General features: G+C 61.9%; 10 protein-coding genes. 3 read left to right on the top strand and 7 right to left on the bottom strand.

Going from position 1 to position 15,348, the window contains the following annotated elements; all coding sequences use genetic code 11:
- Positions 1-166 precede the first annotated feature (166 nt).
- Complete coding sequence (locus tag J4D99_RS09505) at positions 167-6,412, top strand: alpha-2-macroglobulin family protein (protein ID WP_208131455.1); 6,246 nt, start codon at positions 167-169, stop codon at positions 6,410-6,412.
- A gap of 183 nt (positions 6,413-6,595) precedes the next feature.
- Entirely contained in the window at positions 6,596-7,276 is a 681-nt protein-coding gene (locus tag J4D99_RS09510; RefSeq protein ID WP_208131456.1) for a hypothetical protein, read from the top strand.
- Between the two features lie 101 nt (positions 7,277-7,377).
- On the opposite strand, the gene J4D99_RS09515 is transcribed toward J4D99_RS09510, so the two are convergent.
- Both J4D99_RS09515 and J4D99_RS09520 read right to left on the bottom strand, forming a co-directional pair.
- Positions 7,378-7,704, bottom strand: coding sequence for a 2Fe-2S iron-sulfur cluster-binding protein (locus J4D99_RS09515; protein ID WP_208131457.1), 327 nt, complete (start codon positions 7,702-7,704; stop codon positions 7,378-7,380).
- 85 nt (positions 7,705-7,789) lie between these two features.
- Positions 7,790-8,806 carry an NAD(P)/FAD-dependent oxidoreductase gene (locus J4D99_RS09520; protein ID WP_208131458.1) on the bottom strand — a complete coding sequence of 339 codons (1,017 nt, stop codon included), beginning with the start codon at positions 8,804-8,806 and terminating at the stop codon, positions 7,790-7,792.
- Between the two features lie 213 nt (positions 8,807-9,019).
- Between J4D99_RS09520 and J4D99_RS09525 the strand changes: the two genes are divergently transcribed.
- Entirely contained in the window at positions 9,020-9,907 is an 888-nt protein-coding gene (locus J4D99_RS09525; RefSeq protein ID WP_208131459.1) for a DNA/RNA non-specific endonuclease, read from the top strand.
- A 104-nt stretch (positions 9,908-10,011) separates the two neighbouring features.
- Here the strand turns inward: J4D99_RS09525 and J4D99_RS09530 are convergent, their stop codons facing one another.
- The 5 genes from J4D99_RS09530 to J4D99_RS09550 all read right to left on the bottom strand — a co-directional run bounded on the left by J4D99_RS09530 (position 10,012) and on the right by J4D99_RS09550 (position 15,237).
- Positions 10,012-10,551: an RNA polymerase sigma factor gene (locus J4D99_RS09530; RefSeq protein WP_208131460.1), complete on the bottom strand. Its 540-nt coding sequence runs from the start codon at positions 10,549-10,551 to the stop codon at positions 10,012-10,014.
- A 461-nt stretch (positions 10,552-11,012) separates the two neighbouring features.
- Positions 11,013-11,552, bottom strand: coding sequence for a hypothetical protein (locus J4D99_RS09535; protein WP_208131461.1), 540 nt, complete (start codon positions 11,550-11,552; stop codon positions 11,013-11,015).
- A 413-nt stretch (positions 11,553-11,965) separates the two neighbouring features.
- The gene (locus tag J4D99_RS09540; RefSeq protein WP_208131462.1) at positions 11,966-12,166 is read right to left on the bottom strand and encodes a hypothetical protein; all 201 of its coding nucleotides are present in this window, start codon (positions 12,164-12,166) and stop codon (positions 11,966-11,968) included.
- A 352-nt stretch (positions 12,167-12,518) separates the two neighbouring features.
- The gene (locus J4D99_RS09545; RefSeq protein ID WP_208131463.1) at positions 12,519-13,874 is read right to left on the bottom strand and encodes a sensor histidine kinase; all 1,356 of its coding nucleotides are present in this window, start codon (positions 13,872-13,874) and stop codon (positions 12,519-12,521) included.
- Positions 13,864-15,237 carry a sigma-54-dependent transcriptional regulator gene (locus tag J4D99_RS09550; protein WP_208131464.1) on the bottom strand — a complete coding sequence of 458 codons (1,374 nt, stop codon included), beginning with the start codon at positions 15,235-15,237 and terminating at the stop codon, positions 13,864-13,866. Before J4D99_RS09550 ends, J4D99_RS09545 begins: the two co-directional genes overlap by 11 nt.
- Positions 15,238-15,348 lie beyond the last annotated feature (111 nt).

A 15,348-nucleotide genomic window follows, 5' to 3' on the forward strand; every position in this document is an offset into this window, starting at 1 on the left:
TATGTCGTATTTTAACGTCATAGGGAAAATCTGTTTAAAAAGTCAGCTGCCCCGCCCATAACTGGCTACCGTGTGCACTTGGCCTAGTTCTGGCATCTTTGAGGCGATAACCCCGGCCGTATGGCCCGACCTTATGCGCTACCTCCTCCTGTTCTGCTGCTTGCTGATGACTGCTCTCCTTGCCGACTCGGCCGCGCCGGGGCCGCCCTCGCCCTTCGCGGCGCAGTGGAAGAAAATAGACACCCTGCTGGGCAAGGAGCAAACCGCTAGTGCCGCCCCGCTGGTCGAAAAAATCTGCCAGCAGGCCAGGCGTGAGCACAACGCCCCGGCCTACGTGCGGGCATTGCTCTATAAAATCAGGCTGCTCTCAACCAAGGAAAACGACGCCGACGAAAAAGCCATCGCGCTGCTCGAAGGCGACCTGAAAACGGCGCAGTTTCCGGCGCGTCCCATTCTGCACTCGCTGCTGGCGGGCCTGTATGCCAACTATTACAACGAGCACCGCTACCAGCTCTACGAGCGCACTGGCGGCGCGGCGCCCACCGCCGACCAGACCACGCCCGGCCGGGCCGATGGCGGCACCAGCCTCGCCACCTGGGATGCTGGCCGGCTAGGGGCCGCCATCGTGCGGCACTACCAGCAGTCGGTAGCCGATGAGCCGGCCCGCCAGCTCAAAACGACCCTAGCCGACCTCGGCGACCTGGCCATCGGCGGCGATGCTGAGGGCCGTGCCCTGCGCCCCACGCTCTACGACCTGCTGGCCCAGCGCGCCATCGCGGGGTTGCAAAACCAGGAGCTATACATCACCAAGCCCGAACAGCAGTGGCAGCCCACTGAGCCTAAGCTGTTCGGCAGCGCCCAAGAATTTGCCGCGCTAAAGCTGGTGGCCCCGGCCGCCGACTCGCTCAACGGCCCGTTGCTGGCGCTGCGGCTGTTGCAGCGCCTCACAGCCGCCAGGCTGGCGGCCGGTAACCCCGCCGCTCTGGCTGACGTGGACTTGCAGCGGCTGGACTACGTGCATGGCTTGGTGCAGGGCATCGACTTGGCTAGCCAGTACGAGCCCGCGCTAGGTAGGCTAGCCGAGCAGTATAAGGCCTTGCCCATCAGTGCCGAGTTTGTGGCCCGGCAGGCCGAAGCCCGGCACGAAGCCACAGATGAAGTGGCCGCCGTGGCCCTTACGCGGGTGGCCGAGGCGCGCTTCCCGAAGTCGCGCGGTGCAGCCCAGGCGCGGCAGCTGCGCGGCAGCATCGAGCAGCCCGAGCTAGCCTTTACGGCCGCCGATGTGGTGGTGCCCGGCCAGCCCTGGCGCCTCGACCTCACGGCCCGCAACGTAACCGAGCTGCACGCCTGGGCCTACCGCATCACGGCCAAAGAATGGCAGCAAGGCACTGGCTACGACTCCCAAAACCGCCCGCTGGCTAAGCGCTTTGCCCGCGCCCTCAAAGCAGCGCCGGCCGCCACCTGGGCCGTGCCGCTGCCCGCTAGCCCTACCGATTATAAAGAGCAGAAGCTGGCGGCGGCCGGCGCCGCCCTGCCGGCCGGCTACTACCTCATCTTGCTCAGCAATAAGGCGCAGCTTTCGACTGACCCGACCGCACAGGCCGCGCCGGCTGGCGCTGTCACGGCCTGTGCTATGCTGGGGGCTAGCCAGCTCAGCCTCGTGCACCGCACCAATGCCAGCACCGGCGCCACGGCTCTGCTGCTCGACCGGGCTAGCGGCGTGCCGCTGGCGGGGGTGAAAAACCAGGCCACCTTCAACGTCTATAACCGCACCACCCAGCACGACGACCGCCGCCTCGGTGACGTGCTGGCCACCAGCGCCACCGGTGAGGTAGAGCTGCCCGGCCCCAACCAGGCCAATGACGCGCTGGGCCGCGAGCAGCTCAGCAGCGTGCGCTCGTGGCTGGGCCGCGATACGCTATTCACCGCCCTCAATTCCTACTACTTCCCCGGCCGCCAGAACGAGGTGGAGGCGCCCCAGCGCCGCACCTTCCTCTTCACCGACCGCGCTATGTACCGGCCGGGGCAGACGCTGTATTTTAAAGGTATTCTGACTCAAAGCAAGGGCGGCAAGGCCAGCCTGCTCACCGGCCAGCCCGTGAGCCTGCGCCTCGTGGACGTGAACGGCCAGACCGTGCAAACGCTGAATCTTACCACCTCTGATTTCGGCTCCTTCAACGGCTCCCTGAGCTTGCCCACCGGCCTGCTCAACGGCGAAATGCAGCTGCAAACCGATGCCGGCAGCCTCGCCTTTGCGGTGGAAGACTACAAGCGGCCGACCTTCCTAGTTATGCTCGACTCAGTGCCCGGCCGCCCGCAACTCGGCCAGCCCCTGACTATCAATGGCCGCGCCCGCGCCTATGCCGGCCAGGCCACCGACGGGGCTAGCGTGAAATATCACATCACGCGCCGCGAGCTGTTGCCGCTCTTTAACGTTGCGCTTTACGGCAGCCGGGCAATGTACCCGGGCGGGGGCAGAAGCCAGGAAATCGCCCACGGCACCACCACTACCGATGCCGAGGGCCGCTTTGCTATCACTTTCACGCCGCCGCTGGTGCCCAGGCAGCCGGCCCGGGGCAGTTGGGAGCCGGGTTTTCTGTTTGAGATAACCGCCGACGTGACCGACGCGGCCGGTGAAACCCGCACCGGCACCCGCCACGTGGTAATGGGCCGCAACCCGCTCAGCCTGCGCCTCGCCGGCCCCGGCCAGGCCGATAAGGCCGCACTGCCCACCTTCACGCTGCTCGGCACCAATGCTACCGGCGAGCCGCTGCCCGCTACTGGCACGTTGCGTTTGCTAGCGCGTCGCTACCGCCCCAATCTGCCCGGCGTACCCGGTCCCGCCCCCGAAACGACGGATAACGAGCTGCCCGCCGAGCTGGTCAAAACGTTGCCCTTCGACACCCACGCCAGCCCTGTGCTCGACCTGAAGGCCGCCCTGGCTAACCTGCCCACCGGCCGCTACCGCCTCGAAGCCCAGGCCGCCGGCGCCGACTCGGCCCGCGCCCGCCTCGATTTCACGCTCTTCGATTCCAACGCCACCACCGTGCCCTTCGCCACGCCCGACTGGTTTGTGGCCCTCGCCGATACCGTGGCGCCCGGCCAGCCCACCGCCGTGTTGCTCGGCAGCAGCGAGTCCGACGCCCGCATCCTGCTCGAAGTAGAGCGCGGCGGCCAGCTGCTGCGCCGCGAGTGGCTGACCCTGAAAGCCGGCGAGCAGCGCCAGCTAGCCCTCACCAGCGGCCCGGCCGAGGTCCGTGGCCCGCTCTACGTGCACACCACGCAGGTGCGCGATGGCCGCCTCTACCGCCACGAGGCCGCCGTGCAGGTGGCCGCCGCGCCCCAGCCGCTGCGCCTGGCCCTGGCCACCTTCCGCGACCGGCTAGCCCCCGGCCAGCGCGAAACCTGGCGCCTCACCATCCGCCAGTCCGACGGCCGCCCCGCCGATGCCGAGCTGCTCGCCACCCTCTACGACCAGAGCCTAGACGTGTTCCGCCCGCACAGCTTCGAGCGGCTGGAGTTTGGGGGGGATTATTTCCCGGCGCGGTTTGGCTGGCAGGGGAATATTGGGGAGCTGCGTTCTAATGCCTTCACTAATTCTGGAGTTGGAGAAGCTACACCGGCGATTCTCTACCCTATGTTAAATACCGGGTACGCGGGTGGATGGATGTTGATGGAATTTGTGCAATCGCTTAATCTTCCCGCGCCAGCAAACGTGTATGGTTCGCGTGCCTTGCAAAGTCGGGTAGCAGGGGTACAAATTCAGCGAAGTGCTCCCGGCAACGGGCCTGTAATTAGACTTCGAGGTGCCAGCACTATAATGGCCCAGGATATACAGGCGGCACCTGCTTCGATGGCCGCTAGGCTTGCAAAAGATGCTGCCAGCGGCAAGCTGAATGAAGTAGTAACCGTCGGCTACGGCACCCCCAACAAGCCCGCCCCCGACCTCTCCACCATCGCCGCCCGGAGCGACTTCCGCGAAACGGCCTTCTGGCAGCCCGCCTTGCGCACCGATAAGAACGGCGACGTGGTGCTCGAATTTCAGATGCCCGAGGCCGTGACGCGCTGGCAGCTGCTGGCCCTGGCTCACGACCGCAGCCTGCACACCGGCCAACTGGCCCGCCAGCTCATCACCCAGAAGGAAATCCAGCTTACGCCCAACGCCCCGCGCTTCCTGCGGCCCGGCGACGCGTTCACCTTCCCCGCCAAGTTTTCCAACCTCACCGACCACGCCACCAGCGGCACGGCCCAGCTCTTTTTGCTCGACGCCGCCACCGGCCAGGATATCACCAGCCAGCTCCTCAAAGGCCCCACCCAGCTGCCGGTAAGCGCCGCCGCCCACCAAAGCGCCGCGCTAGGGTGGGAGCTGACCATCCCGGCCGACTTTGCGCCCGTGGCCGTGACCTACCGCGTGGTGGCTGAGAGTCAGTTAGCAGTTAGCAGTGAGCAGTCAGCAGAGAAAAAGGGCAAAAAGAAAAACCGTCAGGCTCCCCTCTCCCAAGGAGAGGGGCCGGGGGTGAGGTTTACGGACGGTGAGGAAAACACCCTGCCTGTGCTGCCCAACCGCATCCTCATCACCGAAAGCCTGCCACTGGCCCTAGCTGGCCCCGGCACCCGCGAGTACGAGCTGAAAAAGCTCACGAGCACCGCTAGCCCCACCCGGCGCAACTACTTGCTCACGCTAGAGATGACGGCCAACCCCGCCTGGTACGCCGTGCAGAGCCTGCCCTACCTGCTTGAATACCCCTACGAGTGCTCGGAGCAAACCTTCAGCCGGCTCTACGCCAACCTGCTGGCCGCCCAGATTTTGAAAAGCAACCCGCGCTTCAAAGCTGTGCTGGCCGAATGGACCCGCCAGGCCCAGAGCGGCACCGCCGCCCAGCAAAACGCCCTCGCCAGCAAGCTCGCCCAAAACCAGGAGCTGAAGAATATCCTACTGCAAGAAACTCCTTGGATGCGCGATGCCCAGGGCGAAACCGAGCGGCTAGCCCGCCTAAGCACGTTGTTTGACGAGACAAGGCTAAAAACCGAAACCGCCCGCACCTTGGCCAAACTGCAAGCCATGCAGCTGCCCGACGGCTCGTTTCCGTGGTTTGAGAAGATGCCCGCCGACCGCTACATCACCCAGCTCATCGTGGCCGGCTTCGGCAAGTTGCAGAAGCTCGGCGCCTTTGATGCCAGCCAGGACGACGTGGCCCGCGGCATCCTGCAACACGCCCTACACTACCTCGACGGCGCCCTGACCCGCGACTACGCCGAGCTGCGCCGCCAAAAGGCCGTTAAGCTGGCTGACAACCACCTCGCAGATATCCAGATTCAGGCGCTGTACGCCCGCAGCTTCTGGCTGAAACAGCCCGTGGCTGCCGACGCCAAGGCGGCCTATACCTACTACCGCACCCAGGCCGCCAGTTACTGGGCCGGCCAAACCCGCTACCTGCAAGCGCAGGCCGCGTTAGCCCTGTTCCGGGCAGATAAGGCCGCGCCCGCCGCCCAAAACATCCTGCGCGCCCTGGCCGAAAACGCCCTGCACAGCCCTGAGCTAGGCATGTACTGGAAAGACGTGACCAGCGGCTACTATTGGCGCGAGGCCCCCACCGAAACGCAGGCCACCCTCATCGAGGCCTTCGACGAAATCAAGAATGACCAAAAAGCAGTCGATGAGCTAAAGCTCTGGCTGCTGGCCCACAAGCGCACCCACAGCTGGGAAAGCACCCGCGCCACCACCGATGCCTGTTACGCCCTGCTGCTGCGCGGCCCCAGCTGGCTAGCCCCTGCCCAGCCGCTAGCCGTGACGGTGGGCGGCCAGCCCATAAAGCCCGAGGCTAGCCAGGCCGGCACCGGCTACTACAAAACCACTTGGCCCGCTGCCGACATTGAGCCCGCCCAGGGCAAAGTGACGGTGATTAAAACCGATGCCGGCCCGGCCTGGGGCGCCCTCCACTGGCAGTACTTCGAAGACCTCGACAAGGTGACGCCCGCCGCCACGCCGCTCAGCCTCGAGCGCCAGCTCTACCGCGAAACCCGCACCGCCGCCGGCCCGCAGCTCGAAAGGATAACCGCCGCCACGCCCCTGCGCGTGGGCGACGCCCTAGTGGTGCGCCTCGTGCTGCGCACCGACCGCGCCCTCGAATACGTGCACCTCAAGGACCAGCGCGCCGCCGGCTTAGAGCTCATTAACCAGCTCAGCGGCTACCAGTACCAAAATGGGCTAGGCTATTATGAGAGCCCGCGCGACGCGGCCACCAACTTCTTTTTGAGCGAAGTGCCGCGCGGTACCCACGTTTTTGAGTATCGCCTGCGGGCCAGCCAGGCTGGAAATTTTTCGGGCGGCCTAAGCCAGGTTCAGTGCCTCTACGCGCCCGAGTTTGGGGCCAATTCGGCGGGCCAGCGGTTACTGATTTCGCCGCAATAAAGGGGGCTAGCGGGGGCAATGCCCAGAATTTGCTCAGAAATTTCGGTAACGATTGCGGTCCGGTTTGCCGGTGCGCCAGCCCACCGGCCCGGGCCTAGCAGCGCGCCGTTTGCCTGCACAGTAGCTTGCGTGGGTGGGTGGTACGGACTATTTTTGTTTTTCTAATTATCCAGTAAGTTATTGATGAGGAAGCTAGTTGTATTATTGGCCCTATCGCTGAGCACCTCGGCGGCCTGGGCCCAGACGGAGAAAAGCCAAGTCGTTACCAAGCTGCCCGGCGAAGAAAGCCTGAGCACCCGCGAGCGGGCCGAGCGCGATTTTCTGATGCCGGTGCGCCGCAAAAAGGCCGCCGAGCTGTCCAAACCCACGGCCTCGGCCGAGCAGCTAACCACCGCTGCCCCCGAAAACGACGCCATAGCGCATTACAGCGAAGCTGCCACCGACCCGCGCCCCGAGGAAGCCGCCGCAGCTACCCACGAGGTAAGCGCGGCCAGCCGCCGCGCCGCCCGTCGGGCTCGCCTGCGGGCCATCGAACGGGCCGAAGAGCGCGCCGCCGAAGCCCGGGCCGAGCGCCGCGCCGAAGCCCGCCGCGCCGCCCGCCACAGCAGCAAGAGCAGCCACAGCAGCAAATCGACCAAAGCCAGCCGCGCCAAAGCTGCCCGCGAAGCCAAGCATAGCAGCAAAAGCAGCCGCAGCAAGCACCACAGCAGCGAAAAGTCGAGCAGCCACCATAGCAGCAAAAAGACTGCCTCGCACAAAAGCCATAAGGAAACGACCAAGAAGGCCAAGCACCACACGGCCGAGAAAAAGACCAAAACCAAGCACAAAGCGGCCAGTGCCAGCAAGCACAAGCACCGCCGCTAGGCCACTATAACTTAGATTATAACAGAAGAAGCCCGGCCAACTGGCCGGGCTTCTTCTGTTTAGGTGGGTTTGGGCTGGCGCAAGGGCTAGCCAGCTTACATTTACTCGCCGCTGCCCAGCACGCGCACTACCAGACCATCAAGGTTGGGGGCGAGGCGAATCTGGCAGCTGAGGCGGCTGGTTTCGTGCAGCACGGGCAGCGTGTCGAGCATCGCCCACTCGTCGTCGCTGGGCTCGGGCAGGGGCGGGCCGGCCAGCACCTCCACGTGGCAGGTGGCGCACAGCGCCATGCCGCCGCAGGTAGCCTGAATAGGATACTCATTAGCCTTGAGCAGCTCCATCAGGCTCAGGCCCATGTCGGTAGGTGCTTCCAGTTCGCGCCGCTGGCCGGGCGCTTCTTCTACGTAAACGCGGATGTCAGTATTCAATGGGTGAATGAGCGAATGGGTGAATGGGTGAATGATGCTACTAGGCGGGCCGGGTTATTCACCCATTCGCTCATTCACCCATTGATTATAGCGTGGGTACCCCGTTGACGGTGGTGTACTTGAGAGTGTATTTTTTGTCGGGATAAATGTACTTGAACGCACCCTGGCACATGAGCGCCGCCTCGTGGAAGCCGCACAAAATGAGCTTCAGCTTGCCCGGATACGTGTTGATATCGCCGATGGCGTACACGCCGGGCAGCGAGGTGCTGTAGTCCTCGGTGTTCACCACAATAGCATCGTCGGTGAGGTCGAGGTTCCAGTCGCCGATGGGGCCTAGCTTAGGCGTGAGGCCGAACAGCGGCACGAAGGCATCGAGCGGCACGGTCTGGGTAGTGCCGTCGTTGTTGGTAATGGTCACCTGCTCCAGGTGGCCGTTGCCGTGCAGGTGCGTCACATTCGAGCTAAGCACCAGCTTGATACGGCCGGCATCGTGCAGGGCTTTCACCTTCTCGGCCGAGTCGGCGGCGCCGCGGAAGGTGGTGCCGCGGTGCACCAGCGTCACGTCGCTGGCCACGTTGGCCAGGAAGTTGGTCCAGTCGAGGGCCGAGTCGCCACCGCCCGCAATCACAATTTTCTTGTCGCGGAAGTGCTCGGGGTCGCGCACCATGTAGTGCACACCCTTGCCGCCCTCAAAGCGCTCCAGGTTTTCCACGGCCGGCTTGCGCGGCTCAAACGACCCTAGCCCGCCCGCAATAGCTACGGCCTTGCACTGAATTTCGGTGCCATCGGTGGTGTAGAGCTGAAACGAGCCATCCTCCAGCTTGGCAAAGCGCTCGACGCGCTCGCCCAGCGTGAACGTGGGGTGGAAGGGCTCGATTTGCTTCATCAGGTTATCGATGAGGTCGCCGGCCAGAATCTCGGGGTAGCCGGGGATGTCGTAAATCGGCTTCTTGGGGTAAATCTCGGAAAGCTGCCCGCCCGGCTGGGGCAGGGCGTCTACCACGTGGCAGCGCAGCTTGAGCAGTCCGGCTTCAAAAACAGCAAACAGGCCCACCGGGCCCGCCCCGATGATGCAGATATCAGTGGAAATTACAGCGGCCATTCAGTCAGGAAAAAACGGAGGTCTTTAGAATGATTACAAAGATACGGCTAGCCTGCCCGGCGTGCCCACCCCACAGGGCGCCCGGCTGGGCCAGCTTATGTCGTTGCTAAAGAATTAACAATTGAGTAACGGATAAGATTCTGAGCGCAAAGACCTTTACTGCCTGGTTTTCGGGCGTTTTTTCTTGCTTTTATCCTTTTCCGCGTTTTACTCATGATGGTCAACTATTTCCGGTTGGGTAGCAGTGCGCTGCTCCTTGCTTTGGTAGCGGCTTGTGCGCCACTCGGCCAGCAGCCCACCCCCGCACCCACCAGCAGCACCTACGCCGATGCCACGGCTACCCGCGACAATAACCTGGCGCTAGGCAACCCCAGCGGCGCCGTGGCCGACGCCACCAACTCCCCCAATAACTACCTGCTGACCAAAACTCAGTACACGCTGAGCTACAGCCGCGACCAGGGCAAGCCGAACTGGGTGAGCTGGCACCTGAGCAGTGCGTGGCTGGGCAGCACCGCCCGGCAAGACAACTTCGCCGCCGACGCTAGCCTGCCCAGCTCGTGGTACCACGTGGGCGCCACCAGCTACTCGGGCTCGGGCTTCGACCGCGGCCACAACTGCCCTAGCGCCGACCGCACCGGCTCGGTGGCCGACAACTCGGCTACTTTCCTCATGACCAACATGATGCCGCAGGCGCCCACCAACAATCAGCAAACCTGGGCAGGCCTCGAAAACTATTGCCGCACCCTCGTAGGCGCCGGCAACGAGCTCTACATCATGGCGGGCAGCTACGGCAAAGGCGGCACCGGCTCCAACGGCTACACCACTACCATCGATGGCGGCCATATCACGGTGCCCAGCAACTGCTGGAAGGTAATTGTGGTGCTGCCCGTGGGCACCGGCGACGTGAGCCGCGTGACTACCAGTACCCGCGTCATCGCCGTCAACATGCCCAATACCAACTCCATCAGCACCAGCTGGGGCAGCTACCGCACCAGCGTCGATGCTATCGAAAATGCTACCGGCTACAATCTGCTCTCGGCCGTGTCGAGCACCATCCAGCGCACCATCGAGGCGAAAACGGACGCCGGCCCTGCTAACTAAGCGCGGACTAGCCCTCTACCCAACAACAAAGAGCCTGCGCAGCACTGCGCAGGCTCTTTGTTGTTGGGTAGCAGCTTGTTATCGTGGAAGAAGGAAAGAGTGTGTTAATTGATGTGCCGGGCCAGCGCCCGGATAATGCGGCGGCCCCGCGACTTTACAGTGCCGAGTGGCAGCTTGAGCTCGTCGGCGGCTTCGGCCTGGGTGTAGCCTTGCATGTAGAGCAGCTCCAGTAGCTGGCGGTCGTCGGGCGCGAGTAGGGCTAGCCAGTCGCGCACGCCCACGTGCTCGGGCCGGAAGGCGGTGGGCGCCGCCAGCTGCGCCACTTCCTCCTCGCTAAGCGAGTGCGTGCGCTGCACGATGCGCCGCATAGCCCGCAGCCGGTCGATGGCCAGGTTGCGGGCTATGGTCAGGGCCCAGGTAAAGAGGCGACCCTTGCTGGTATCGTAGTTCGGAAACGTCAGCCAGAACTTCAGCATGGTTTCCTGCAGAATGTCCTGGGCTAGCTCATCCTGGCGCACAATGCGCCAGATGGTATGGTGCAGGGCCTGTTTATAGTTCTTATAAAAGAAGGCCATCGCCGACTCATCACGCGCATACAGGCGTTGGACGAGTTGGCTTTCTGCGTCTGGCTCAAGTAGTTTCATTAGCGACAACTAGGTAGAACGAGTCCGACGTACGACCCACCTGGTTGCCCCGGATTGAAAATAATGAAAAATAAATAATTAATTTTTTGGGAACTTTTTAATAAAGACTAAACAGGCTTGAACACGGGTTAAGTCTTCGCCGTTCCAGCAGTTGGCGTATTGCTAAGCAGTCTCCCGCTGCATCGCCCATTGGCCAGGGCTAGCGAGCATAAGGCCAACGGCGATGCCAGTTGGAGAGATGGCAACCACACGCACAAAATAGCTAGCCTGGCATATAAATGGCGAAAGGGCACTCAGTGCAACCTGAGTGCCCTTTTGCCATTTATATAGAGTTAAGTAGGCCTGGCCGGGCAGTTGGCTACTGCTCTTTAAGGCTTGCCTAGGCTCTGGTAGCAGTAGGTGCCGTTGGGTCAGTCAGCTTAGCAAGCGAGGGGTAGCGCGCGATATGACGGGCTAGGGGGCTACCACCGGGATTGATAGATGGCAGTCTCAGCCACGATGCCGTGGTGCTCCAAGGCCTGCCTAAATTGGCTCACCGTCTGGGCCAGCACGGTTTCCTCGGCCGCTGGGCGCGGCAGCAGAACGTGGCCGCCCAAGTAGGCAGGATTGGTCTGCTGAAGCCAGCTGGTAGCGTCTTCGAGGTCGGAAAAGACACCTATGTTGAGGTGGGGCAGCTGCTTGTGTACCTGTGGGGCCAGCGCATAAGCCCGTACGATGGGCGCGTGCACCCAGGCCAGCTGCTGAATACCAGCCATCTCCAGATAAGGAAGCAAGTGCTTAGTCAGCCACGGAATCACTTCCACTTCCATGCTCGTTACCTGGGCGTTGCTGTTGAGCACGCGCGGATAGCTATGCTGCACAAAGCACTGCGCCACTTCCAGGCAGGCGTACTGCACGGCCGGCAGGGTAAGGGTCCCTTCCCACTCAATATAGAGCCAGTTATTCCAGGAGTCGAAATAGATAGTGACTTGGGGAGCAGTGCATAAAAGTTGCAGATTCATCCAGACCGGGCTAAGTAAACCACAAAATTCTCTGCGCTCGAACAGTAATAAAATATCGGATAAATGCAAATAGCCCCTGGCATTGCAGCAGAAGCTATTTTAGGTGAAAAATAATGTTGAAAATCATCTAAAATTCATTGAAAGACAGCCACTTGCTTGGCTTGTGCGTGGAAAAGGTTGCTAAGCTAAGGCAGTTGGATGCATATATCAGTAAGGAGGTGGATAAGCCTATTTCGTACTGAAGTCACCTAGGTAGCGGCCACCCAAGTATTTGTCAGGGTAGAAGAACACCTCCTGGCCTCGCTGACGTTGGCTGCGGCACTTGGCTAGAGCTTTCGGGTTTGGCGTGCCCTAGTACTCGGGCGGCGAGGAGCTGAAAGCTATAGCCCCTATGCTACCTACCCGTCGCCAGCCTATGCCGTCGCTAGCTCATAGTCGCAGATAGCAATGATGAAGGGGCCGCGTTCGTGAAGCAATTCATTGGCCTCCTCTAGGGTGATGTGCCCAAATACATAGCTGCTGAGCAGCTGCATGTCCTGGTCGCTAGGCGTAAGCGCCCGTCGCCTCGCGCGGGCTTGCTGAGCAGCGCGTCTGTTTGTGGCGTTAGAGGACATAATAGGCTGGAATAAGGATAGCAGCACCGGCGAGTGGGCAGATGCACCAGCAAATTGTCTCAGAATAAGTATTACAGAAGCCCTTTCTTGTCCAGCGCTACCACTATCTGGTTAAATGGTCCATTTTTCTTTCTCAAAGCACTTAGCTATTTGTAAGCAGGAAGCGCTCGTACTCAATCATCCTATCCTGCAAAAGGCCCTCAATGGGCGTTAAATGCCCTTTTGCAGTCGAAGCTATCACTGGTTCGACTGTTTAAAGAGTCCAGGCCGGTCGTCGGGCTACAACAAGCAGGCCTGCTGCGTACTGACGACGACGAGTGGTCGAGTTGATGGAATGACAACCAGGCATACCCTAAAAGGTAGCAGAAGGGGAAAACCACAGCTGAAACGCACTACCCGCCCCCTCCACGGAATGGACCTGAATGCTGCCCTGGTGCAACTGCATGATTTGCTTGGCCAGGCTCAGCCCAATCCCGGAGCCGTGGGGGCGAGTAGTGAAAAAAGGAATGAATATGTTGTCCAATACGTCGGTGGGGATGCCACTTCCGTTGTCTTTCACCTCAATAACGACCCGTTCTTGTTCATCAAGCCAGGCCAGTAAACTAATGCGAGGGGTAGCTACCTGGGTGACTGCGCTCGCCGCATTGAGGACCAGATTGATGAGTACTTGCTCCAACAGGTGGCCATCGGCGTGCAGAGTGAGGTGTGCGGGCCGGACGCTGAGGGTGACCTCAATGCCCTGCGCGGCTAATTGTTCCGCCAAGAGCTGCCGGGTGGTTTGTAGCAATTCCTGCACGTAAAGGGTGGTGCGCTGCGGCGAGGTTAGGGTGCTAAAGTCTCGGTACACTTGGGCAAAGCGTAGCAGCCCTTCGCTGCGCTGTTGGATGATGCGAATGCCGGTGCCCACATCGTCGAGCAACTCACCCGAAGCCTCCTGCTGCTGGGCGCGCTGCACGTGGTGGCCCAACGAATCCGCCAGCGACGCAATGGGGGCGACCGAGTTCATGATTTCGTGCGTCATGACCCGTAGCAGTTGCTGCCAGGCAGCGGTTTCGGTGTCGGCCAGGGCCTGGCTCACGTTCTTGAAGGCCAGGAGGGTAAATGCTTTGCCTCGTAGCTTAAACTGCGTGGCCGACACGAGCAGCTGCACCGTTTGGAGACCCACCGTCAACTTCACCACCGCGGGCTGGCCGGGGACTGCTCGGCAGATAGCCTCGTACAGGACCGGCTGCCGGGCTTGCAGCGCCCGAATATTTTTTAAGTAAGGTAGTTGCAGCGTCTGCTTGAACGCCTCGTTCACCCAAGCCACGGTGCCCGCCGCGTCGTAGGACACGATGCCGGTATCGAGCAGCGCCAGGATGGTTTGTAGGTATTGAAACTGCCCTTCCTGCTCGGCACGCAGTTCCCGAAACGTGGCGTTGACTTGGTTAAAGGCCGCGTGCAAGGGCCGCAGTGACGCCGGACCGGACTGCGCCGGGTACTGCCGCGAAAAGTCGCGGTACTGCAGGGCCAGAGTAAAGTCGGCCAGGGCCTGCTGACCGCGCGTCAGGTAGCGGGCCAGGTCCACAACCAGCAGGAGCAGCAACAACAATGCCCCTAGGGCTAGCCCATAGGCGTGATGCAACGTGGCGTACCCGCCCCCGGCCAGCGTGGCCACCAGCAGCACTAACTGCCCCAGCAGGCGCACGTCTAGGCTATTAAATATCATGCTTGTCGAGCCGACGGTAGAGGGCAGTGCGGGTGAGGCCCAGTTCCTTAGCCGCTTTGGTGAGGTTGCCTTGGTGGCGCTCAATAGCCTGTTGGATAGTGTTTTTTTCTACTTCCAACAACGGTAACGGATTCTCAGCCGCTGTTGCCGCTGGCGCGGCAACAGCGGCCGATTCGGGGTTCCGAAACGAGAAATCGGCCGGAAGTAGCACGGGTCCGGTCCCCAAGATAACGGCCCGCTCCACGGCGTGTTGTAACTCCCGCACGTTGCCGGGCCAGGCGTGCTCCCGGAGCTTGCGCAACGCAGCAGTGCTGAATTCCGGCACGGGTTGCCGATTGCGTGCAGCGTACACCTGCGCGAAGTGCTGGGCCAACAGTTGCACATCGTCGTCCCGTTCGCGCAAGGGCGGCAGCATGATTTCAACGGTGTTGAGGCGGTACATCAAGTCCTGGCGGAAAGCACCGCGGGCTACCAGGGCGTGCAAGGGGGCGTTGGTAGCCGACAACAGCCGGATATCCACTGGGACGGGGGTATTACTCCCTAGGGGCACCACCTGGCGGTTTTGCAGGGCCGTGAGCAGCTTGGCTTGCTGCGGCAGGGCAATGTTGCCAATCTCATCCAGAAACAAGGTTCCGCTGGTGGCCGCCTCGAACCGGCCCACGCGGCTGGCCTGGGCATCCGTGAAGGCGCCCTTGGTGTGCCCAAACAGCTCGCTTTCAAACAACCCCTCGCTGAGTGCGCCTACGTCGGCGGCCACATAGGGCCGGGCGGCGCGGCGCGACTGCTCGTGCAGGGATTTGGCGACCAGCTCCTTACCCGTGCCGTTCTCACCAAGCAGCAGCACATTGGCTTCGGTTGGGGCGACCTTTTCAATAATGGCGCGCACTTCCTGCATGGCGGCTGACTCGCCGAGTAGAGCGGTAGCAGCGGCCGGTCCAACTACTTTTTTCAGGGTGCTTCCGCTTTTGCTGCCGGCTTTAGGTTGGAGGGCGGCGGCCAGCGTTTGCAGCAGTTGGTCGTTATGCCAGGGCTTGAGCAGGAAATCGGTGGCGCCGGCTTTGAGGGCGCGCACCGCCGTGCGCACATCACCATAGGCCGTAATGAGGATAACGGCCGTGGTGGGGTCGTGCTCCCGGATGCGGCCTAGCCAGTAGAAACCCTCGTTGCCAGTCGCCTGGCCGCTGCGATAATTCATGTCGAGCAGCACGACATCGAAGTGCTGCTGGCGGAGCAGCGAGAGCAGCAACTCCGGGTTTTTCTCCGTCACCACTTCCCGCACCTCACTTTTAAGTAGCAGCTTGAGCGCGAACAGCACATCGGGCTCGTCGTCTACCACCAGGATGCGGGCGTGCTTAAGAATCATGAAAAAGGCTGGGTAAAACGTAAAAGTCGGGGCTAACTGGCCCCCGTCCCAACCCAGGCCACATAAATCGTGCACGCTTCGAAAAATACTGACTTTCAGCTAGCCGGGCCA

Origin of the sequence: Hymenobacter sp. BT559 (assembly GCF_017571525.1) — a bacterium.
Lineage (GTDB): Bacteria > Bacteroidota > Bacteroidia > Cytophagales > Hymenobacteraceae > Hymenobacter > Hymenobacter ginsengisoli.